20 protein-coding genes are annotated in these 20,600 nt (G+C 63.6%); 7 read left to right on the top strand and 13 right to left on the bottom strand.

From position 1 onward, the window contains the following. Window positions 1-391 precede the first annotated feature (391 nt). On the top strand, window positions 392-1,813 hold the full coding sequence (locus tag M1B35_RS17455) for an amino acid permease (RefSeq protein ID WP_268262620.1): 1,422 nt from the start codon (window positions 392-394) through the stop codon (window positions 1,811-1,813). 105 nt (window positions 1,814-1,918) lie between these two features. Here M1B35_RS17455 and M1B35_RS17450 read toward each other — a convergent pair whose 3' ends face one another. From M1B35_RS17450 to M1B35_RS17440, 3 genes are all read right to left on the bottom strand, one after another. Beyond that, the gene (locus M1B35_RS17450) at window positions 1,919-2,215 is read right to left on the bottom strand and encodes a cupin domain-containing protein (protein ID WP_268262619.1); all 297 of its coding nucleotides are present in this window, start codon (window positions 2,213-2,215) and stop codon (window positions 1,919-1,921) included. Between the two features lie 66 nt (window positions 2,216-2,281). After that, on the bottom strand, window positions 2,282-2,566 hold the full coding sequence (locus M1B35_RS17445) for a putative quinol monooxygenase (RefSeq protein ID WP_123328713.1): 285 nt from the start codon (window positions 2,564-2,566) through the stop codon (window positions 2,282-2,284). 55 nt (window positions 2,567-2,621) lie between these two features. Continuing rightward, window positions 2,622-4,241 (bottom strand): FMN-binding glutamate synthase family protein, encoded by a 1,620-nt coding sequence (locus M1B35_RS17440; RefSeq protein ID WP_268262618.1) that lies wholly within the window; start codon window positions 4,239-4,241, stop codon window positions 2,622-2,624. Window positions 4,242-4,555: 314 nt separating this feature from the next. On the opposite strand from M1B35_RS17440, the gene M1B35_RS17435 reads away from it, so the two are divergent. The 3 genes from M1B35_RS17435 (at window position 4,556) to M1B35_RS17425 (ending at window position 5,996) form a co-directional block, all read left to right on the top strand. After that, window positions 4,556-4,828: a type B 50S ribosomal protein L31 gene (locus tag M1B35_RS17435; RefSeq protein ID WP_123328711.1), complete on the top strand. Its 273-nt coding sequence runs from the start codon at window positions 4,556-4,558 to the stop codon at window positions 4,826-4,828. Between the two features lie 195 nt (window positions 4,829-5,023). Further along, window positions 5,024-5,461, top strand: coding sequence for an NUDIX hydrolase (locus tag M1B35_RS17430; RefSeq protein ID WP_268262617.1), 438 nt, complete (start codon window positions 5,024-5,026; stop codon window positions 5,459-5,461). A 148-nt stretch (window positions 5,462-5,609) separates the two neighbouring features. Then, complete coding sequence (locus M1B35_RS17425) at window positions 5,610-5,996, top strand: nuclear transport factor 2 family protein (RefSeq protein ID WP_123328710.1); 387 nt, start codon at window positions 5,610-5,612, stop codon at window positions 5,994-5,996. A 20-nt stretch (window positions 5,997-6,016) separates the two neighbouring features. On the opposite strand, the gene metR is transcribed toward M1B35_RS17425, so the two are convergent. After that, complete coding sequence (metR, locus tag M1B35_RS17420) at window positions 6,017-6,934, bottom strand: transcriptional regulator MetR (RefSeq protein ID WP_123328819.1); 918 nt, start codon at window positions 6,932-6,934, stop codon at window positions 6,017-6,019. A gap of 107 nt (window positions 6,935-7,041) precedes the next feature. On the opposite strand from metR, the gene metE reads away from it, so the two are divergent. Next, window positions 7,042-9,351 carry a 5-methyltetrahydropteroyltriglutamate--homocysteine S-methyltransferase gene (metE, locus tag M1B35_RS17415; RefSeq protein WP_123328709.1) on the top strand — a complete coding sequence of 770 codons (2,310 nt, stop codon included), beginning with the start codon at window positions 7,042-7,044 and terminating at the stop codon, window positions 9,349-9,351. Window positions 9,352-9,503: 152 nt separating this feature from the next. Further along, entirely contained in the window at window positions 9,504-10,538 is a 1,035-nt protein-coding gene (locus M1B35_RS17410) for an alpha/beta fold hydrolase (protein ID WP_268262616.1), read from the top strand. 34 nt (window positions 10,539-10,572) lie between these two features. Here M1B35_RS17410 and M1B35_RS17405 read toward each other — a convergent pair whose 3' ends face one another. The 6 genes from M1B35_RS17405 to M1B35_RS17380 are packed head-to-tail and all read right to left on the bottom strand — an operon-like array spanning window position 10,573 to window position 17,834. After that, entirely contained in the window at window positions 10,573-11,973 is a 1,401-nt protein-coding gene (locus M1B35_RS17405; RefSeq protein WP_268262615.1) for a sigma-54-dependent transcriptional regulator, read from the bottom strand. Then, window positions 11,963-13,735: a sensor histidine kinase gene (locus tag M1B35_RS17400; protein WP_268262614.1), complete on the bottom strand. Its 1,773-nt coding sequence runs from the start codon at window positions 13,733-13,735 to the stop codon at window positions 11,963-11,965. The genes M1B35_RS17405 and M1B35_RS17400 overlap by 11 nt, the downstream gene beginning before the upstream one ends. After that, window positions 13,732-14,859: a GNAT family N-acetyltransferase gene (locus tag M1B35_RS17395; protein WP_268262613.1), complete on the bottom strand. Its 1,128-nt coding sequence runs from the start codon at window positions 14,857-14,859 to the stop codon at window positions 13,732-13,734. The genes M1B35_RS17400 and M1B35_RS17395 overlap by 4 nt, the downstream gene beginning before the upstream one ends. A gap of 29 nt (window positions 14,860-14,888) precedes the next feature. Next, window positions 14,889-15,755, bottom strand: a complete 867-nt coding sequence (locus M1B35_RS17390) for an alpha/beta hydrolase (RefSeq protein ID WP_268262612.1) — start codon at window positions 15,753-15,755, stop codon at window positions 14,889-14,891. Continuing rightward, on the bottom strand, window positions 15,752-17,146 hold the full coding sequence (locus M1B35_RS17385) for an aspartate aminotransferase family protein (protein ID WP_123328703.1): 1,395 nt from the start codon (window positions 17,144-17,146) through the stop codon (window positions 15,752-15,754). The genes M1B35_RS17390 and M1B35_RS17385 overlap by 4 nt, the downstream gene beginning before the upstream one ends. After that, window positions 17,139-17,834 carry an MtnX-like HAD-IB family phosphatase gene (locus tag M1B35_RS17380; RefSeq protein WP_123328702.1) on the bottom strand — a complete coding sequence of 232 codons (696 nt, stop codon included), beginning with the start codon at window positions 17,832-17,834 and terminating at the stop codon, window positions 17,139-17,141. The genes M1B35_RS17385 and M1B35_RS17380 overlap by 8 nt, the downstream gene beginning before the upstream one ends. A 245-nt stretch (window positions 17,835-18,079) precedes the next feature. Here M1B35_RS17380 and M1B35_RS17375 point away from each other — a divergent pair, with 245 nt between their 5' ends. Then, a complete protein-coding gene (locus tag M1B35_RS17375; RefSeq protein WP_268262611.1) occupies window positions 18,080-18,850 on the top strand; it encodes a MipA/OmpV family protein in 771 nt (256 codons plus the stop codon). 18 nt (window positions 18,851-18,868) lie between these two features. On the opposite strand, the gene M1B35_RS17370 is transcribed toward M1B35_RS17375, so the two are convergent. Genes M1B35_RS17370 through M1B35_RS17360 form a run of 3 tightly spaced genes read right to left on the bottom strand, consistent with a single transcriptional unit; the run spans window position 18,869 to window position 20,592 of the window. After that, on the bottom strand, window positions 18,869-19,270 hold the full coding sequence (locus M1B35_RS17370; RefSeq protein WP_123328700.1) for an EamA family transporter: 402 nt from the start codon (window positions 19,268-19,270) through the stop codon (window positions 18,869-18,871). Window positions 19,271-19,300: 30 nt separating this feature from the next. Then, a complete protein-coding gene (locus M1B35_RS17365; RefSeq protein ID WP_268262610.1) occupies window positions 19,301-19,675 on the bottom strand; it encodes a DMT family transporter in 375 nt (124 codons plus the stop codon). Next, window positions 19,672-20,592, bottom strand: a complete 921-nt coding sequence (locus M1B35_RS17360; protein WP_123328698.1) for an arginase family protein — start codon at window positions 20,590-20,592, stop codon at window positions 19,672-19,674. Before M1B35_RS17360 ends, M1B35_RS17365 begins: the two co-directional genes overlap by 4 nt. Window positions 20,593-20,600: the final 8 nt, after the last annotated feature.

Genomic DNA, 20,600 nt, shown 5'->3' with positions numbered 1-20,600 from the left:
TGAAAAAATTGTGCAAAGCCTCTGCGCGATCCGTTGGACGCGGCCGAAACCACCGGTTTTGAGCGGTAAATGCGGCCTAGGTAGGGGCATGACGCTGCACCATTGTCGTGCAATACTCCGCGCCCTCTCGGTGGGGCACTTGCCGCAACAGCCAGGCAAAGGGCCTCCGTGGAAGGGGGCTTTGCCGAGAGTTCTCGCTGCATTGAGCTGTTTATAGAGTGAAAAGCCCTGTGGGGAGCTTTTTATACTGCACGCCCCGCTGATCTCGTAGGTGTTGCCCTACGGACGAGCCGGCCCATAAGGCCGACCCGGTTGAGCAGGCTTCGATTATCCGTCGCTGCCTCGAAGACTCGGTGGTTCATATCCAATAACAAAATGAGGTTGTATCCCTATGCCAGTTGGCAACCACTTGCCCCATGGCGAGACCGCTCAGGGCGGCCCGCTGCATCGTGAACTCGGGGAGCGGCATATCCGCCTGATGGCGCTGGGCGCCTGCATCGGCGTCGGCCTGTTCCTCGGTTCGGCCAAGGCCATCGAAATGGCCGGTCCGGCCATCATGCTGTCCTACATCATTGGCGGCCTGGCGATCCTGGTGATCATGCGCGCCCTCGGTGAAATGGCCGTGCATAACCCGGTGGCGGGTTCGTTCAGTCGTTATGCACAAGACTATCTGGGCCCATTGGCGGGCTTTCTCACAGGCTGGAACTACTGGTTCCTGTGGCTGGTGACCTGTGTGGCGGAAATCACCGCCGTGGCGGTGTACATGGGCGTCTGGTTCCCCGAGGTGCCGCGCTGGATCTGGGCCCTGGCGGCCCTGGTGAGCATGGGCTCGATCAACTTGATCGCGGTCAAGGCGTTCGGTGAGTTCGAGTTCTGGTTCGCCCTGATCAAGATCGTCACCATCATCGCCATGGTGATCGGCGGCGTCGGCATCATTGCCTTCGGCTTCGGCAACGACGGGGTAGCCCTGGGCATCTCCCATTTGTGGGCCCACGGCGGTTTCATGCCCAACGGCGTGACCGGCGTGCTGATGTCCCTGCAGATGGTGATGTTCGCCTACCTGGGCGTCGAGATGATCGGCCTCACCGCCGGCGAAGCGAAGAACCCGCGCAAGACCATTCCCAATGCCATCGGCTCGGTGTTCTGGCGCATCCTGCTGTTCTACGTCGGCGCCTTGTTCGTGATCCTGTCGATCTACCCGTGGAATGAAATCGGCACCCAGGGCAGCCCTTTCGTCATGACTTTCGAGCGCCTGGGGATCAAGACCGCCGCCGGCATCATCAACTTCGTGGTGATCACCGCCGCGCTGTCGTCCTGCAACGGCGGCATCTTCAGCACCGGGCGCATGCTCTACAGCCTGGCGCAGAACGGCCAGGCCCCGGCCGGCTTTGCCAAGACCTCAAGCAACGGCGTGCCTCGTCGGGCCCTGTTGCTGTCGATCTTCGCCTTGCTGCTGGGCGTGTTGCTGAACTACCTGGTGCCCGAGAAAGTGTTTGTCTGGGTGACGGCGATCGCCACCTTCGGCGCGATCTGGACCTGGGCCATGATCCTTCTGGCCCAGCTCAAGTTCCGTCGCGGCCTGAGCCCGGCTGAACGGGCCGGCTTGCAGTACCGCATGTGGCTGTATCCGGTCAGTTCCTACCTGGCGCTGGCGTTCCTGGTGCTGGTGGTGGGGCTGATGGCCTACTTCCCGGACACTCGCGTAGCGCTGTACGTCGGCCCGGCGTTCCTGGCGCTGCTCACGCTGCTGTTCTACGTGTTCAATCTGCAGCCGAGCCAGGCCCAACAGGGTGCGGTGCGTTCCGCTCGGTAAGCGCCGCGCTGGAACATCACTCCCCCCAAAAAGCCCCGGTCAAATGATCGGGGGCTTTTTATTGGATCGCCGGCAAGCCGGCTGCTACAGAGGGCCGATCAGGCCTCAGATATCGATGATCACCAGCGTGCCGTGGCTGCCGGCCCGTACGGCATGGGCCACACCGGCTTCGACCAGGTACATCTGGCCGGGGCCCACCGACACCTCCTCGCCGGCAACGGTCAGGTGCAGGCAACCGCTGGTGACCAGCAGCGCCTCGTTGTAGTCGTGGGTTTCCTCGAGGTACGCCTGGGCGTCCATGCGCAGCACCTTGATACGCGCCGGGCCCACCTGGCCCAGCAGCGACGAGCACCAGGTGGTCGGCAACTGGCCAGACAGTGAATCGAATGACAGCAATGGCATGGGGGGTTCTCCGAAAGGTCAGGACGGGGCTGCTTTCGGTGGTCCGGTCAGCACGTGGGGGCAGGGTCAGAATTCATTCATCAGCAACACCCGGCAGTCCTTGGACTGGTAAGCGTTGATCTGCGGCACCAGGCGGGTGAAGTGTTCGCTGCGACAGTGGGCATCCAGGGCGGCCTGGTTGGGCCACAACTCGATGAAGACAAAGTGCCCGGGGTCTTTCTGGTCAATGAACAGATCGTAGGCAAGGCACAGCGGTTCCTGGCGGGTCTTCTCCACCAGCTCGGCGTACCACGGGCGCACGGTGTCGAGGTGTTCGGGTTGGATGAAATCTTCGGCGATGACTTTGAGCATGCTTCTTCCTTGAGCCAAGGCCCCGCACCATGCGGGGCGCTGGGGGTGGTGCTGATCAGGCAGCGGCTTCGCTGTTGGGTTCGAAACTGTCGGCCCGCGCCAATTGCCACATGCGCGAGTAGAACAGGCCATTGACCTCGCCGGTGAGCAATTCGCCGGGCTTGAGGAATACGTGCAGCTGGGAGAACAACTTGATTTCGGTGGCCGACATGCGCCGTACCAGGTGCTTGGCTTCCAACTGCGAGGGGTGATCGAGGCCGGCGGCCGCCAGCATCTCGGCCAGGGCCTTGAGGGTGTTGCGGTGGAAGTTGAACACCCGCTGGGCCTTGTCCGGCACCACCAGCGCACGTTGGCGCAGGGCGTCCTGGGTGGCCACGCCGGTGGGGCATTTGTTGGTGTGGCAGGACTGGGACTGGATGCAGCCAATGGCAAACATGAACCCCCGGGCCGAGTTGGCCCAGTCGGCGCCGATGGCCAGCACGCTGGCGATATCGAAGGCGCTGACGATCTTGCCGCTGGCGCCGAGTTTGATCTTGTCCCGCAGGTTCAGGCCCACCAGGGTGTTGTGCACGAACAGCAGGCCTTCGCGCATGGGCACGCCGATGTGGTCGGTGAACTCCACGGGGGCGGCGCCGGTGCCGCCTTCCTTGCCGTCCACCACGATAAAGTCCGGGAGGATGCCGGTTTCCAGCATGGCCTTGGCGATGCCCATGAATTCCCAGGGGTGGCCCAGGCAGAACTTGAAGCCCACCGGTTTGCCGCCCGACAGTTCACGCAACTGGGCGATGAACTGCATCAGTTCCAGGGGGGTGGAAAAGGCGCTGTGGCGGGACGGCGAGATGCAGTCCTCGCCCATCAGGATGCCTCGGGTGTCGGCGATTTCCTGGGTCACCTTGTGCTTGGGCAGGATGCCGCCGTGGCCCGGCTTGGCGCCCTGGCTCATCTTGATTTCGATCATCCGCACTTGCGGGTTCTGTGCCTGGACGGCGAAGCGCTCGGGGTCGAAGCGACCGTCGCCGGTGCGGCAGCCGAAGTAGCCGCTGCCCAGTTCCCAGGTCAGGTCGCCGCCATGTTCGCGGTGGTACGGGCTGATGCTGCCCTCGCCGGTGTCGTGGGCGAAGTTGCCCAGTTTGGCGCCCTGGTTGAGGGCGCGGATCGCGTTGGCACTCAACGAGCCGAAACTCATGGCCGAGATGTTGAACACCGACGCCGAGTAGGGCTGCGTGCACTGCGGGCCGCCGACCATCACGCGAAAGGCGCTGGGGTCACTCAGGGGCGCAGGGCGCATGGAGTGGCCGATAAATTCGAAGCCCGACTGATAGACGTCGATCAGGGTGCCGAAGGGTTTGTCGGCGCTTTCATTCTTGGCCCGCGAATAGACCAGGGAGCGCTGGGCCCGGGAGAAGGGCAGGGCGTCGCTATCGGACTCCAGCAGGTACTGACGGATTTCCGGGCGGATGCCTTCCACCAAGTAGCGGATATTGCCCAGGATCGGGTAGTTGCGGCGCACCGCGTGAGGGCTTTGCAGCAGGTCGAAAATCCCCAGCAGGCTGAGCAGGCCGGTGACAAGGGTGAGCGGCCAGAGCCAATCGTGGTCAAGAAAAGGCAGGCTGGCGAGGGTAAAGATCACACAGGCGGCAAAGAAGGCGTAGCGGCTCAGGAGTGACAGGCTCATACGGTTTCCTTGGGGTCGGACTCATCAGTTCGGGCAGACGCGGGTGCCCTGGAGGGCATCGATAACAGCCGTGCCCGGCGCAATCGCCCGGCTGGCTGTGAAGGCGTTTCTTATGGATTTCACGGTTGTCGCAGAGACCGGAGCTTACGAGCGATCTCCTGGCTTGGGCAACCGCTGCGAGGCAGATCGGGCTTTTCAGGGAGGGCTTTAGAGGTTTTGTCGAAGTCCTTATCGCAATAGATTCTCGTTTGGATGATTTCGATATGTTATTGTATAACGCTTGTGTCGACCCCAACCTGCCTTTGGAGGCCCCCATGAAACCTGATATCCACCCCGCCTATCGCACCGTGCTGTTCCATGACACCGCCGCCGATGTGTTCTTCCTGATCGGCTCCACCGTGGACACTGATCGCACCCATCAGCACGTCGATGGCAACACCTATCCCTACGTCGCCCTGGACGTGTCCAGCGCCTCCCACCCGGTGTACACCGGCCAGCAACGCAAGACCCAGTCCGAAGGTCGGATCGCCGGCTTCAACAAGCGTTTCGCCGGTTTCGGCTCCAGCGGCAAAAGCCCCTCGGCCTGATGGCCCGGCCTGGCAATCGCTCCCCTTGTGGAGCGATCGTCGGCTGCATCACCCTTCCTGCTGTTTTCCTTTAAACGTTGGCTGGCTGGCCTGAACCGCTGCTTGCCAGGGGTTGCCTGTTGGCGTTCTCCAGGGTGACGCTGGCGCCTCGCTCATGGGATGCTTGCGGCCTTTTTGTTCAAGGCCCTGCTTCCCATGACCCTTTCCAACGCCGTGCCCTCCACTCATCTGATCCGTATCGCTGCCGCGCTGCTGTTGGGCCCGGACGGCCGCACCCTGTTGGTCCGCAAGCGTGGCACCCAGGCGTTCATGCAGCCGGGGGGCAAGATTGAACACGGCGAGCAACCGGTCAGTGCCCTGGCCCGGGAGTTGGAAGAGGAGTTGGGCCTGCGCATCGATCCGGCCCAGGCCCGTTACCTGGGGCAGTTTTGCGCCCCGGCAGCCAATGAGCCGGGGCATGTGGTGGAAGCCGAGCTGTTTGAACTGCGCATTGACCAGGGCGTGACACCGGCGGCGGAGATTGAAGAAGTGCGCTGGATCGATCCGGCCGGTGACGGGGATTTGTGCCTGGCGCCATTGACACGGGATCTGATCCTGCCGTTTTATCGGGCGTCCCTCAGCCCCGCTGGCTGATCCAGCTCATCGCCAAGGAATGCCATGATCCCACTCCACGACGACCAGACTTTCGCCGCAGCGTTGTTCCATGGGTTTTGTCCTGGCAGGGTGGGCCGTGCGCCTGATGTTCGAACAACGTCGCAGCAACTGATCGAGGACTTGATCGATGGCTGATTCTCTCTCTCCCGAAGCGCTGGTCGAGGCGCAGTTGCACGCCTACAACCGCAAGGACATGCAGGCCTGGCTGGCGACTTATGCCAGCGATGCACGGCAGTACGAGCACCCCGCCACCTTGCTGGCCCGCGGGCATGACGAACTGCGAGCCCGGGCGCAGGCGCGCTTCCTTGAACCGAACCTGCAGGCGGTGTTGATCACGCGTTCGGTGATGGGCAACGTGGTCATCGACCACCAGTTGATCAGCCGGACCTTTGCCGATGGCAGCGGCACCCTGGAAACCGTGGCCATCTATGAGGTGGAGGCGGGCAAGATCAAAAGTGCGTCGTTCATCACCGGGAAAAAGACCCTGGACCGCGATACCGACCCCGCAGCTTGAGGCCGCCTTGTGGGGCGGCATCAACGCACGGCGCTGACCCCATCCAGGGTGGAGAAAGAGGTGTCCTTGGCCGTCAGCAGGAAGTCGCGCATGTAGGGTGCATCCAGCATGTCGGCGCGAATCGCCGCATACAAGGTGGCGAACAGGCCCTTTTCCCCGAGGCGCTTGGCCTTCACATAACCCCGTGAACTGTATTCATGCAGCGCCCAGTGCGGCATGCCGCACACCCCACGGCCGCTGGCCACCAACTGCATCATCATCACCGTCAGTTCCGAGGTGCGTACCTGGGCCGGCTCGATGTCCGCCGGTTCCAGAAAGCGGGTGAAGATGTCCAGCCGATCCCGTTCCACCGGGTAGGTGATCAGGGTTTCGCTGAGCAGGTCTTCCGGAACAATGTAGGCCTTGCTCGCCAGCCGGTGCTGGTTGGCCACCGCGAGCATGGCTTCGTAGGTGAACAGTGGCACATAGGTGATGCCCGACAGCTCCAGCGGGTCGGACGTGACCACCAGGTCCAGGTCGCCACGGGCCAGGGCCGGCAGCGGGGCGAAGGAAAACCCCGAGGCCAGGTCCAGCTCCACTTCCGGCCAGGCATCGCGGAACTGGTCGATGGTCGGCATCAGCCACTGGAAGCAGCTGTGGCATTCGATCGCCATGTGCAGGCGCCCTGCCGTACCCCCGGCCAGTCGGGCGATATCCCGTTCGGCACCGCGCAGCAGCGGCAGGGTGGCGTCGGCCAGTTGCAGCAGGCGCAGGCCGGCGCTGGTGAAACGCACCGGCTTGGTCTTGCGCACGAACAGCGGCATGCCCAGGCGTTCCTCCAGTTCCTTGAACTGGTGGGACAGGGCGGACTGGGTCAGGTGCAGGCGTTCGGCGGCTTCGACCAGACTGTCGGCTTCGCGCAGGGCGTGCAGGGTCTTCAGGTGACGGATTTCGAGCACCAGGTTCTCCATGAGTAAATTTTGTGATCAACACGAAAAGGTTGAGTTTGTCTCATGTTTCCTTGGCTGTCGACAATAGCGCCATCTTTTACAGGGAGGAACACCTCATGGCCTTGGCCCACACCCTTGGTTTCCCGCGCATCGGCGCTGACCGCGAATTGAAAAAAGCCCTCGAATCCCACTGGAAGGGCGACCTCGACCAGGCGGCGTTGCAACAGGTGGGCCGGGAACTGCGGGCCAGGCACTGGCAGTTGCAGAAGAGCGCCGGCATCGATCTGCTACCGGTGGGCGACTTCGCCTGGTACGACCAGGTCCTGAGCCACTCCCTGGCCTTCGGTGTGATCCCCGAGCGTTTCGCCGGCAGCCTCGATGCCCAGGGCCAGCCGACCCTGGATACCTTGTTCGCCATGGCGCGTGGCGCTTCGACTGCCTGCTGCGGCGAGCAGGCCAAGGCCCAGCACGCCCAGGAACTGACCAAGTGGTTCGACACCAACTACCACTACCTGGTCCCGGAGTTCAGCGCCGACCAAGTCTTCAGCCTCAGCTGGAACCAACTGTTCGACGAGGTCGACGAAGCCCACGCCCTGGGTCACCAGGTCAAGCCGGTGATCATCGGCCCGTTGACTTACCTGTGGCTGGGCAAGGCCAAGGGTAACGACTTCAACAAGCTCGACCTGCTGGAGCGCCTGCTGCCGCTGTACGGCGAGATCCTCAACCGCCTCAAGGCGCAAGGCGTGGAATGGGTACAGATCGATGAGCCGATCCTGACCCTGGACTTGCCCATCGAATGGAAAAGCGCCTTCGAACGGGCCTACCACATCCTTCAGTATTCGCCGCTGAAAAAGCTCGTCGCCACCTACTTCAGTGGCTTGGAAGACAACCTCGGGCTGGCCGTGGGCCTGCCGGTGGACGGTTTGCACATCGACGCCGTGCGTGCCCCGGAGCAACTGGGCCAGGTGCTGGACCGGCTGCCGACCTACAAGATTCTGTCGGTGGGCCTGGTCAACGGTCGCAACGTCTGGCGCTGCGAACTGGAGAGTGCCCTGGCGCAACTGCAAGTGGCCCACGAGCGCTTTGGCGACAACCTTTGGGTCAGCAGTTCCTGCTCCCTGCTGCACAGCCCGGTGGACCTGGCCCGGGAAGATCAATTGGATGCCGAGCTGAAAAGCTGGCTGGCCTTTGCCGTGCAAAAGTGCGGTGAAATCTCGGTGCTGCGCGATGCCTTGAACGACCCACAGGCACCGGCGGTGCAAGCAGCCCTGGCCGAAAGCCGCGCCGTGCAAGCCAGCCGTGCCGAGTCGCCACGGATTCACAAGGCCCCGGTGCAGGCCCGGGTCGAGGCCATCAGCGCGGCAGACAGCCAGCGGCAATCACCGTTTGCCCAGCGCATCGAGCAACAGCGGGCGCGGCTCAAGCTGCCGGCATTCCCCACCACCACCATCGGCTCCTTTCCGCAGACCGCGGGCATCCGCCTGGCGCGCCAGGCCTACAAGCAAGGCAAGTTGTCGGCCAATGACTACACCGATGCGATGCACAGCGAGATCCGCCATGCGGTGCAGGTTCAGGAGCGCCTGGGGCTGGATGTGCTGGTGCACGGCGAGGCCGAGCGCAATGACATGGTCGAGTACTTCGCCGAGCAGTTGGACGGTTACCTGTTCACCCGCTTTGGCTGGGTCCAGAGCTACGGTTCGCGCTGCGTGAAACCGGCGATCATCTACGGCGACCTGAGCCGCCCCAAGGCCATGACCGTGGACTGGATCGACTACGCCCAGGGCCTCACCAACAAGGTGATGAAGGGCATGCTGACGGGCCCGGTGACCATGCTGATGTGGTCCTTCCCGCGCGAAGATGTGTCGCGCAAGGTCCAGGCCCGGCAACTGGCACTGGCCCTGCGGGATGAAGTGCTGGACCTGGAGCGGGCCGGGATCAAGATCGTGCAGATCGACGAGGCAGCGTTTCGTGAAGGCCTGCCGCTGCGTCGCTCGCAATGGCAGGAGTACCTGGATTGGGCGGTGGAAGCGTTCCGCCTGAGCGCCTCCGGCGTGCGCGACGAAACCCAGATCCACACCCACATGTGCTACAGCGAATTCAACGACGTGATCGAGTCCATCGCGGCCATGGACGCCGACGTGATCACCATTGAAACCTCGCGCTCGGACATGGAGTTGCTGGAGGCGTTCGAGGCCTTCGACTACCCCAACGACATTGGCCCAGGTGTGTATGACATCCACTCGCCACGGGTGCCGGACACGGCTGAAATGGTCAAGTTGATGAGCAAGGCGGTCAAGCGCATCCCGGCCGAGCGCCTGTGGGTCAACCCCGACTGTGGCCTGAAGACCCGCGCCTGGCCCGAGACCGAAGCGGCCCTGGTGAACATGGTGGCCGCGGCCCGCCAACTGCGCAGCCAACTGGCCTGATGTTTACGGCCCTGTAGCCACCGGCTTGCCGGCGATGAAGCCCGATGACCGCTCAGCGGGCTTCATCAAACTGTCACGCAACTGTGGCAGCGCGCCGCAACGAAGTTCATCAGACTCGCGCTCTACTGGGGTTCTGCGTTTCGGTGTTTTTCATGCGGGTACGATTTTTTTCCATTGCCATCTTGCTGGCCGGGCTATTGCTCGGCCAGTTGTCTTTTGCCGCCTCGCGTTGTGACGTCAATGTGCCGACCCAGCACGTGGATCTGCAGCAGGTCAGCCTGGCTTACCAGAGCGTCGGTCGTGATTCGGACCCCGCCCTGTTGTTGGTCATGGGCCTGGGCGGGCAACTGATCCACTGGCCCGACGAAGTGGTGGTCGCCCTCTGCCAGCAGGGTTTTCGGGTGATCCGTTACGACAATCGCGATGTCGGCCTGTCCACCTGGCGCCAGGCGCCGGTCAACGCCAACCTGACCTTCGAAGTGTTGCGCTACAAGCTCGGCTTGCCGGTGGCCGCACCCTATAGCCTCACGGACATGGCCGACGATGCACTGGGCCTGATGGATGCCCTGCAGGTCGAGCAGTTCCATGTCCTGGGGGCAAGCATGGGCGGCATGATCGCCCAGCACCTGGCGGCCATGGCACCGCAGCGGGTGGAAAGCCTGACGCTGATCATGACCAGCTCCGGTGCCGAAGGCCTGCCGGCGCCGAATGCGGCCCTGGTGCAATTACTGTCGCGGCGTGGCGCGCCCAACCGCGAAGTGGCCCTGGAGCAACAGGCGGATTTACTCGCGGCCCTGGGCAGCCCCCAGATCACCGACGATCGCCAGGCGCTGCTGCATCAGGCGGCAGTGTCCTACGACCGAGCGTTCAATCCCGAAGGGGTGAAGCGCCAGATCATGGCGATCCTCGCCGAACCGAGCCGCGTCGCGCTGCTCAATCAACTGCGGGTGCCGACCCTGGTGGTCCACGGCACTGCCGACCCGTTGTTGCCGGTGATGCACGGGGTGCATTTGGCCGCCCATATCCAGGGCAGCCAATTGAAGTTGATTCCGGGCCTGGCCCATCGTTTCCAGGAAGCCTTCAAGGCGCCGTTGCTGGCGGCAGTGCTGCCTTACTTGCAAAGCCATCGCGAGGACCGTTCCCACTGGGCGCAGATCGACCCACCACAGCCTCCCCATCTGCTGTAGGCGCCGGCTTGCCGGCGATTGCACCGACATCGAGTCAACGCACGATCTTGTCCACCTGAATCCCCAATTTTTTCAGGCGATACCAGAAGCTGCGTTCGGAGATGCCAATCAACTGCGCCGCCGCGGCTTGCACCCCCTGGCTCTGTTGCAGGGCTGCGAGGATGTAGGCCTTTTCCACTTCGGCCAAGGCCGCTTCCAGGTCGCTGGGCACGGCGTTCGAGGTGCCCAGCGCCGCGGGGCTGGCTTCGGCGCTCGTGACCGGGGTGGAGAACAGGTAACCCGGCAGGTCGCACTCTTCAATCTGCGTGCCCGAGGCCACGATGGTCGCGCGCTCCACACAGTTCTGCAGTTCGCGGATATTGCCCGGCCAGCGGTACTCGCTCATGACCCGCAAGGCTTCGGCGCTGAAACCGCTCAGGCGCTTGCCGGCGGTGGCGCCCAGGGTGTGGGCGAAGTGCCGGGCCAGGGGCGCGATGTCTTCCGTGCGCTCACGCAAGGCGGGCAGGGGAATGGGAAACACGTTCAGGCGGTAATACAGGTCTTCGCGAAAGGTTTTGTCGGCCACCGCTTGCAGCAGGTCCTTGTTGGTGGCGGCGATGACTCGCACATCCACCTTGCGCGCCCTTGGGTCGCCCACGGGCTCGACCACGCGCTCCTGCAAGGCGCGGAGAATTTTCGCCTGCAATGCCAGGGGCATATCCCCCACTTCATCGAGGAACAGGGTGCCCTTGTCCGCCTGCTGGAACCGCCCGACCCGGTCCGCCACGGCACCGGTGAAGGCCCCCTTGCGGTGGCCGAACATCTCGCTTTCCAGCAGGCCTTCGGGAATCGCCGCGCAATTGACCGCGACAAAGGGTTTGTCGGCGCGGTTGCCGTGCTGGTGGATGGCCCGGGCGACCATCTCCTTGCCGGTGCCGCTTTCCCCGGTCAAGAGGATGGTGGCATTGCTTTCGCGCACCGAGTCCACGGCCTGCAGCACCCGGCGAAAGGTCGGGCTGTCGCCTATCAGGCTGTCGATCTGCCGATGTTCGTCGAGCTCGGCGCGCATGCGCTGGTTGTCTTTGAGGATGTCGCGAAACTGCAGGGCCTTGCTGACGGTGATGTCCAGTTCGTCGATGTCGAAGGGTTTGGCAATGTAGTCGAAGGCGCCATTGCGCATGGACTGCACGGCGTTCTTCACCGTGCTGTAGGCGGTCATCACAATCACCGGCAGGCTCGGGTAGCGCTGCTTGATCTCGGCCAGCAACTGCGGCCCGTCCATGCCCGGCATGCGCCAGTCGCTGATCACCAGGTCGATCTCTTCCTGCTCCAGCACCTTGAGCGCGTGCAGGCCGTTGCTGGCCGTGAACACCTGCACGCCGTTCTGGCTCAGGGCCGAGGACAGCAGGTCGCAGAGTTTGGGTTCGTCATCGACCACCAGCAGGTTATGCGTCATCAGTGTCCTCGTCGTGCTCTTCACCGTTGGCCGGAATGTACAGGCTGAAGGTGGCGCCGGCATCTTTTTCGCTGCTGCATTCGACGTGCCCGTCGTGGCTTTCCATGATAGAGAAAACCTTGGCCAGGCCCAGGCCGGTGCCCGACGCCTTGGTGGTGACGAACGGGGTGAAGATACGCTCAAGCATGTCCGCCTCGATGCCCTGGCCGGTGTCGCTGACGCTGATCACGGTGTTGTTGCCTTGTTGGGCGATGCCCAGGGTCAGGCGTCCGCCTTCGGGCATGGCATCGATGGCATTGAGGATCAGGTTCAGACAGGCCTGCTTCAGTTGTCGGGCATCGGCGTGCAGGGTGGCGCCGGGGGCCTGGTCGTCGAGTTGGGCGTCGATGTTGTGGCTGGCCAGTTCCGGGGCACAGAAGCCCAGCAGTTCTTCCACCAAGGGCCGCGCCGCCTGGGTCGCGCGGATCGGTGCGCTGGGTTTGGCGAAATCCAGAAAGTCGGTGATCAGGTCATTGATGCGGCTGACTTCGCTGATCACGTATTCCAGGTGGCGCTTGTCGTTCTCGGGCAGGTCGACGCGCCGGTGCAGCAGTTGGGTGGCGGTCTTGATGATGCCCAAGGGGTTGCGGATTTCATGGGCCAGGCCCATGGCCACTTCCCCCAGGGCGTGCAGGCGGTCACGGCGGCGCAACTGGGCTTCCAGGTGCTGCAGTTCGCCGAGGCGCTCGCTCATGTGGTTGAAGGTGCTGCTCAGTTCCGCCAGCTCGTCGCCGCCGCTCACCGGCACCCGTTGCCGATAGTCGCCGGCGGTCACTGCCTGGACGCCCATGGACAGGCCGCGCAAGGGCCGGGTCAGGCGTTGCGAAACCAGCCAGCCGACACTCAGGGACGCCGCTGAACTGAGGAGGAAAATCAGGATGAACAGGTTGCTCTGGTTGACCAGCCCCACCAGGCTGCTGTGGCGCAGCAGGCCGCTGAAAATCACCCCGACCAGGTCACCGTTGTCATTCAGGATCGGCCGATAGAGCCCGCTGTAGCGGCTGGTGAATTGCTCCATGGGCTGGTGAGTGGTGCGCAGGATCTGCTCGATTTTTTCCGGCACCTGCTGCGGGTGGTCCTCGAAGCGCTGGGTGGCGAAGATTTCCGAAAAGTTGTCGGCCTTGGCCAGGTACAGCCGCAGGTCCAGAGAGTGCACGTCGGCCACGCTGGTGAGGAAGCTGGCATCCAGGTAGGTAGTAATCAGCAGTTGGTAGTCGACACCCTCCAGGGTGGTTTCAAAGGTCGAAACCACCGCGCCGGTGGGTACGCCGGCGACCTGCAAGGTCTGCAGCAGCGCGTGGGAATTGGTACTGATCTGCCCGACGATGTTGTCGGGGGCGGTGCTGAACACCACCTTGTGGTCGCTTTTGCGGATCAGCGCCACCACGTCGATGCCCAGGGCGTCGGCGATGTCGGCGGTGAGCTTGTCGTGCCGGGCGCTGTTGCGGTCGCCGGGCGGGCGGGCATAGCGCAGGAACAGCTGGGCGACGCGGCTGTTGTCATGAATGATTTCGCTGATTTCATCCTCGACGATCTTGGTCGATTCCTGCAGCCAGATGCGCACGTTGCTGTCGAAAATCTCCGACAGGGTAGCGGCCGCCAGTTCGGCCGCGATCATCGTGGGGATCACGCTGACCATCCAGAATGCCAGGACCAGCTTGCGCTGCAGGCTCCAGCGGGAAATGGCGAAGGGGCGGGTGGCACGGCGGTCTTTTCGGGTCATGAACGTTCGCTTATTGCAGCAGCCAGGGCGGGGTCGGACCGATCCGGTCGGACCCACCGTTTAACAAGCTTGAGCAGGGTGTTGAGCAGCGGATTGCGGTGGCGAAAAAACAGCTGGTTGGCGCTGAACGAACAACCCAGCCGCAGCTTACTGGCATAACCGGCCTGGCCGCACTCATAGCGCCCGATCTTGTGTGCAATACAGTAGTCGACATTGGCCAGCCAGCTGCGCACGTAGAGGTTGTGGTCGCGGCTGATGTCGAGATCGTGGGCGAAGAATTTATCGATCAGCCGGTGGCGGTCAAGCAGAACCAGGTTGAACGCCACCAATTGCTCGTCGACCCAGTACAGCACGCAGGCTGCGCGCCCCTGGAGCTGTTCGAGCACGCCGGTGAAATAGTCCGCCGGCAGGCGTTCGAACTGCAGGTCGCTGCGGGCCAGGGTGGCTTCGTAGAGGCGCATGATCTCGGGCAGCACATCGTCGATGGTGCGCCGCCATTCGATGCGTGGCCCCGGTGCGCGAAGTGTGCGTCGCAGGTCCTTGCGGGTGGATTTGCCCAGGGTGCCCAGGTAGGCGTCGATGGAGGCAAAGGGCACCGGCAGCAGGGCGCTGGGCAGGCTCGGCATGACGTTCAGGCCGGCGGCCCGGCAACTGGCGGCCCAGTCCTCGTCGTGACCGGGGGCGTCCTTGACCGCCAACAGGCCGATGCCCATTTGCTCGGCATCCTGGCGGGCCAGGTGCAGCAACTGTTCCAGCAGGGCCGGACGGCGCTGCGCTGCAACGTGGCTGGCGATGCCGGCGTGGCAATGCTCGGCCACCGGCGAACCCAAGGCGTACAGGCGCAGTTGCAATGCCCCCGGCCACCACTGTTGCAGGCGTTCGGTGAGGCGTTTACCAGGACCCTGGATCGTGGTGTCGAGGCTGTAGCGGGTGCTGAAGGCCGGTGCCACGGCCACCAGGGTCGGGCCTTCGTACAGCGCCAGGTAACGCCACTGGAAGCCCTCGATCGCGGATCGCTCCACGGCCAGGTAGTAGTCCCAATCCTCCAGCTCCCCGGGAAAACAGTCGTTCCAGGCGCCGCGCTCGATGGCCTGGATAGTGGAATAGGCATGGGCGGTAATCACATCGGGTCCTTAAGCTGGGCCAACGGTCGCTAGGCCAACTGTCGATAGTCGTCGCGGTGGGCGGCAGAGAGGGTCCGCTGCTGGATGAAGTCGGCGCTCAACTCCACCACCCGGCGGTATTGCAGGTCCACGGTGATCATGTGGTAGCAGTTGTCGAGGAGGATCTTGACCACCGGGCCGCCGAGCCTGCGCTCCACGTAGTCGGCGTTCCAGCGGCTGGTGATGTCGTCCTCGCGGGAGTGCAGGACCAGCGCCGGGGTGGTGATCGACGGCATGCGTTTTTTCACCACCGCGTTCATCCGATGCAGCTCGCGCACCGTCACGCCTTCCATGGTCAGCAGCCCAGCGTTGCTGCTTTCGCCCGCCTTCATCTGCTTCTCGACAATGGCCCGCAGGCGCTCGTTCTTGATGCCGTAGGGCGGCTTTTCCTCGAAGCGGCAGATGTGCACGCCAAAGGGAATCTTCATCAGCAACGGAGTGAGGAAGGCCAGCTTGTGGATGCTCCAGCCGTCGTACTTGAGGGTGGTGGAATACATCAGCAAGCCGCTGATCCGCCCCGGGTGCTCGGACGCCAGGTACATGGACATCACCGCGCCCATGGACAGGCCGCCGACGAACACTTGCTCGTGACGCTGCTGCACGCCGACGAAGGTCTTGCGCACGCCTTCGTACCAGTCCCGCCAGCCGGTGGCCTGCAGGTCGCTGTTGTCCCCGCAATGCCCGGGCAGGGTCGGTACGTACACGGTGCACGTACCGTCCTTGGCCAGGCCCTGGGCCACCCGACGCAGTTCCGTCGGGGTGCCGGTCAGGCCGTGGATCAACAAGACCCCGACCGGGCCCGTGCCGAGAACGAAGCCGGCGTCGCCTTCGCCCAGATCGATCCCAGCCCTGCTCATCGTTGCATGGCCCGGTGCAGCAGGCGGTCGAGCAGTGCGATGCCCAGGTCGATTTCCGCGTAGCTGATTTCCAGCGACGGGGCCAGGGTGATGACGTTCTTGTAGTAGCCGCCCACATCGAGGATCAGGCCCAGGCGCTGGCCGTTGATTTCGATGTCGCCCTTCATGCCTTCCTCAACCATAAAGTCCAGGGTCGCCTTGTCCGGGGTGAAACCGTCGGTGGTGCAAATCTCGCAGCGCAGGGCCAGGCCCAGGCCGTCCACGTCGCCGATGATCGGGTAGCGCTTCTGCAGGTCTTGCAGGCCGGCCAGGAAGTACTTGCCCTTTTCCATGACCATCGCGCCGTAGTCGATCTCGCTGGTCATCTTGAACATCTCCAGGCCCACCGCAGTGCCCAGCGGGTTGGAGGCGAAGGTGGAGTGGGTCGAACCCGGCGGGAACACCTTGGGGTTGATCAGCTCTTCACGGGCCCAGATGCCGCCCAGGGGGTTGAGGCCGTTGGTCAGGGCCTTGCCGAACACGATCACATCGGGTTTGACGTCGAAGTGCTCGATCGACCACAGCTTGCCCGTGCGGTAGAAGCCCATCTGGATTTCGTCCACCACCATCAGGATGCCGTGCTGGTCCAGCACGTGCTTGAGCTCGCTGTAGAAGTTCATCGGCGGGATCACGTAGCCGCCGGTGCCCTGGATCGGCTCGACGTAGAAGGCGGCGTATTCGCTCTGGCCGACTTTAGGGTCCCAGACGCCGTTGTATTCCGTCTCGAACAACCGGGCGAACTGTTGCACGCAGTGGCTGCCGTACTCTTCCTTGGTCATGCCTTTGGGCCCGCGGAAGTGGTAGGGGAACGGGATGAACTGCGCACGCTCGCCGAAGTGGCCGTAGCGGCGACGGTAGCGGTAGCTGGAGGTGATCGACGACGCGCCCAGAGTGCGGCCGTGGTAGCCGCCCTCGAAGGCGAACATCAGGCTCTTGCCGTTGGTGGCGTTACGCACCACTTTCAACGAGTCCTCGATGGACTGGGAGCCGCCGACGTTGAAGTGCACGCGACCGTCGAGGCCGAACTTTTTCTTGGCGTCCACGGCGATCATTTCCGAGAGCTCGATCTTGCCTTTGTGCAGGTACTGGCTGGCGATTTGCGGCAGGGTGTCGATCTGTTGCTTCAGGGCGTTGTTCAGGCGTGGGTTGGCGTAGCCGAAGTTGACCGCCGAGTACCACATCTGCAGGTCGAGGTAGGCCTGGTCGCTGGTGTCCCAGACGTAGGAGCCCTCGCAGCGGCTGAAAATGCGCGGGGGTTCGATGTAATGCACGGTGTCGCCGTAGGAGCAGTACTTGGCTTCTTTTTCCAGAAGGACCTGGTCTTCGGCGGTGGCGATGCGGATATCAGACATGGTGGAAGCGTTCCTGAGTTTCAAGGGAGAAGTGGGTGGCGTTGGCCGCGCTGTTCGGCAGTCTTGCCAGCAGCGCCGGCAGTTCGGCGAAGGTGTCGAACCGTGCATGGGGAATCGCGTTGCGTTCGCAGTAGTCGGCCAGGCGGTCCTTGGCGAAGACGAAGTCGGCGGTAGCGGCCACGCACATGTCCGATTGGCCGTCGCCGATCACCAGCACGCGTTTGCCCTTGGGCGTGGACTTGCATTTGCAGTTGCCGGACGCGGCGCGACAGGCATCGCTGGCGTAGGGAAAATCGATGCGCCAGCTGTTGTGGTCGACCTGGCGCAGGCGGTTGGCGAGGATCGGCAATAGGGTCACGTAGTGCCGCGCAAGGATCCGCGCGATGCCTTGCTCGATGCCGTCGCTGACCACTTCGAGGGAGGCGCCGAGGCCGAGCACGTGGTCGACGAAGTCCGGGAAGTCGGGGTCGATGTCGACGCTGTCGAAGTAGCCCAGCAGCTCGGCCGGGGAGGCCTTGACCAGGGCCAGTTGGCGGCTGAGGCATTCCCGGGAGCCGATGTGACCGTCCAGCCATTGCTGCTCGATGCTTTCCCAGCTGGGGTCGGCAAAGCGTTGGAGGACGTTATCGATCACGTCGGTGCGGGAGATGGTCCCGTCGAAGTCACATACGATATGCCAGTGCATCATCTGCAGTTACCTGTTGGTGCCGTTACCTGTTGGAGAGGAGCGCTGTGGGCGCTTGCCCAACCGCTAGAGCAGGGACTGTGCCAAGTGCTCGCAGCCCAGCGGGGCTGGGCTTTGGAGGGGCTGGCAGGGGATTTTTGCGAGGCCGGGCTACAAATTTTGTAGCTCGCTACAAACAACATCAGTGCTTGCGTGCAGGGGGCGCTCTGGTGATTGATGCGCGCATGTCCAGACAAGGAAACGCCCCCATGCCTCGGTTCTCCCTCCCCGTATTCCTTGTCGGCCTGCTGGCCTTGAGCGTTGCCGGTGCGGCTTGTGCCGAGGACGGCCTCAACGGCCAAGTGGGGCTGGGCCTGGGCTATCAACCCCACGACCCCAGCGGCAGCCGCTATGACAGCGTGCCGCTGCCCTATGTGGACCTGGACTGGGGCGACGTCAGCCTCAACAGCGACGACGGCCTGACGTGGGAAGGGCTCAAGGGCAACGGGTTCAGCGCCGGGCCCTACATCAACTACTTGCCGGGCCGTAACGCCAACGGTGATCTGCGCGGGCTGCGGGACGTGCCGAACATGGCCGATGTCGGCGGTTTCATCGAGTATGCGCCGGACGATTACTGGCGGGTGTTCGCCTCCCTGGGCCATGTCGTGGCCGGTGGCGACCAGCAGGGCGGGGTGCTGGGGCGCATTGGCGGTGAGATCGGTTATCCGTTGGGCGCAGGCATCATCGGCAGCAACAACCTCACCGCGCATTTCGCCGACGGCCGCCAGACCCAGACGTTTTTCGGCGTCAGCCGCGAAGAGGCCCGGGCTTCGGGGATCGGTCAGTACAACGCCAGTGGCGGCCTGCAGAACCTGACCCTGACCCAGAACCTGCAAATCCCCCTGGGTGGCAACTGGTCGCTGATGACCAGCGCCAGCTGGATCCACCTCACGGGGTCTGCGGCGGACAGCAGCATTGTTCGCGACCGGGGCGAGGTCAATCAGGGCCAGGTGCAGACCGCCATCAGCTTCAAGTTCTGAACCTGGCCCTGTCGGGCTTCAGCTTTCCTCGCCCTCTGCCAGCAAGGCGATCCCGCCGATAATCACCAGCACGCCGACCCAGTGCAGCGGGCTGATCTGCTCGCCCAGGCCCAGCCAGGAACCGAGCAACACCACCACAAACACCAGGGAGCTCAAGGGGAACGCCAGGGACAGGCTGCTGCGTCGGAGAATCAGCATCCACACGAAAAACGCGCAGATGTAGCAAGCGATGGCCAGCCACACGCCAGGGTTGAGTGCCACGGCAGCCAGCCATTGCAGATTGAAATCCATCTGCCCCAGTTGATCGCCGCCGACTTTGGTGGCGATCTGGCCGGCGCTTTCAAAACCGATCAGCAGGGCCCAGAGCACCAGGGTGCCGAGGCGCCCGTGGAGCCAGCCATGTTGGGTATGGGAATGCATGAAACCTTCCTTTCAAGGGTGGAACGAGGTTCAGTGGCCAGCGAAGCACACCAGCATCACGCCGAAGGTAATGACCAGGGTGCCGAGCCAGCGGCGGCGGCTGACGGTCTCGCCCAGGATCACCTTGCCCGCCAGCACCACGCCGCAATAGGCCAGGGCTGCCGCTGGAAACAACAGGCTCAGCGGCGCCCGAGACAGGGCTTCGAGCCAGACGAAAAACTCGATGCTGTAAGCGCCGATTCCCGCCCACAACAGCGGCGCATTGAACACTTGGCCCCAGAAAGCATTGAGGCGGAAGCCGCCCTCCAGCTCCGGCAGGCGGTCCAGGCCCAGCTTGAAACAGAGTTGGCCGAGCACATCCAGAAGGATGGAAAAGGCCACCAGCAAGACCACGGTCAGGCTCACGGGAACAGCTCCTCGAACAGGCTCATCAGGGCTTCGTTGGTCTGTGAGTTGCGATCCAGGTCGGCCGGGCTCCAGCGTCCGGCGGGAGGTTGGTCGGAGCGGGCCTCCCAGCGCTTCAAGGCATTGCTGAAGGCCGGCGCGGCGAACTCGCCACAGACATCGATGCCGAGGATGCGCTTGCTCGCTGCCAGGCTGCGCAGGGCCAGCAGCAGGTGGCTCAGGCGCATGCCGCCCTGGTCCCAGTTGGTGGCGGCGTCCTGGCTGGCCAGCACGTCCTTGTCGATGGTGATCCACACCGCGTCGGTGGGCAGGCTGTGGATCATCCGGGCGAGAAACGCCGGCCAGTCCTGCTGCGCCAGGTTGTGCCAATACAGGTGGTTTTCCTGTTGCCGATGCCCGGCGCCGTCGCCGATTCGGCCCCAGACCTTGGACGGCGCGTGTTGCCAGGGGAAGAGTTGCAACCGGCCGTGTTTGAGGGCCGCAAGGTTGCCGCCGCGCAATTGCGGGTTGTCCAGGTCTTCGCTGCACGGGCCGAGGGTGACGATGCGCTGGATCTGCGGCAGCTTCAGGGCTCGGTTGACCCAGGAACCGCAATGCCGACGCGGCGCCAAACGTACCCAGTCGGGGTGGTTGTCGAAGTGGATCAGGCTGACCGGCTCTTTGAGGTCAGCGAGAAAGGCTGGGGTCAGGTGGTGGTAGTCACCGGAGCCGACAAAGAAGATTTCCGGCCGTGGCCCTTGGTGTTCCGGGCGCCGGGCCAGGCGTTCGCTGAAGCGGCGGTAGGTCCGTTCGCTGGACCAGAGCCGCAGTTTGGGACCCAGGTCCAGCAGGTCCAGGCGCCGGGCCTGGCCGTTGGCCAAGCGTCGGCTGACGGCGTCCTGGGCGGTGAGGCTGTGGTCGAGATCGAGAATGTTCAACGTGTGAT

The organism is Pseudomonas morbosilactucae (genome assembly GCF_023241665.1).
Classification (GTDB): Bacteria; Pseudomonadota; Gammaproteobacteria; order Pseudomonadales; family Pseudomonadaceae; genus Aquipseudomonas; species Aquipseudomonas morbosilactucae.
Note: the sequence above shows the minus strand (reverse complement) of the source record. Positions and strands in the feature narration are given on the sequence as shown.

Coding starts and splice junctions, on each gene's coding strand:
- M1B35_RS17410 (WP_268262616.1), top strand. CDS start 9,504: ATGCGGGTACGATTTTTTTCCATTGCCATCTTGCTGGCCGGGCTATTG.
- M1B35_RS17450 (WP_268262619.1), bottom strand. CDS start 2,215: ATGCCATTGCTGTCATTCGATTCACTGTCTGGCCAGTTGCCGACCACC.
- M1B35_RS17390 (WP_268262612.1), bottom strand. CDS start 15,755: ATGAGCAGGGCTGGGATCGATCTGGGCGAAGGCGACGCCGGCTTCGTT.
- M1B35_RS17385 (WP_123328703.1), bottom strand. CDS start 17,146: ATGTCTGATATCCGCATCGCCACCGCCGAAGACCAGGTCCTTCTGGAA.
- M1B35_RS17380 (WP_123328702.1), bottom strand. CDS start 17,834: ATGATGCACTGGCATATCGTATGTGACTTCGACGGGACCATCTCCCGC.
- M1B35_RS17430 (WP_268262617.1), top strand. CDS start 5,024: ATGACCCTTTCCAACGCCGTGCCCTCCACTCATCTGATCCGTATCGCT.
- M1B35_RS17425 (WP_123328710.1), top strand. CDS start 5,610: ATGGCTGATTCTCTCTCTCCCGAAGCGCTGGTCGAGGCGCAGTTGCAC.
- M1B35_RS17435 (WP_123328711.1), top strand. CDS start 4,556: ATGAAACCTGATATCCACCCCGCCTATCGCACCGTGCTGTTCCATGAC.
- M1B35_RS17375 (WP_268262611.1), top strand. CDS start 18,080: ATGCCTCGGTTCTCCCTCCCCGTATTCCTTGTCGGCCTGCTGGCCTTG.
- M1B35_RS17440 (WP_268262618.1), bottom strand. CDS start 4,241: ATGAGCCTGTCACTCCTGAGCCGCTACGCCTTCTTTGCCGCCTGTGTG.
- M1B35_RS17455 (WP_268262620.1), top strand. CDS start 392: ATGCCAGTTGGCAACCACTTGCCCCATGGCGAGACCGCTCAGGGCGGC.
- M1B35_RS17400 (WP_268262614.1), bottom strand. CDS start 13,735: ATGACCCGAAAAGACCGCCGTGCCACCCGCCCCTTCGCCATTTCCCGC.
- M1B35_RS17445 (WP_123328713.1), bottom strand. CDS start 2,566: ATGCTCAAAGTCATCGCCGAAGATTTCATCCAACCCGAACACCTCGAC.
- metE (WP_123328709.1), top strand. CDS start 7,042: ATGGCCTTGGCCCACACCCTTGGTTTCCCGCGCATCGGCGCTGACCGC.
- M1B35_RS17370 (WP_123328700.1), bottom strand. CDS start 19,270: ATGCATTCCCATACCCAACATGGCTGGCTCCACGGGCGCCTCGGCACC.
- M1B35_RS17405 (WP_268262615.1), bottom strand. CDS start 11,973: ATGACGCATAACCTGCTGGTGGTCGATGACGAACCCAAACTCTGCGAC.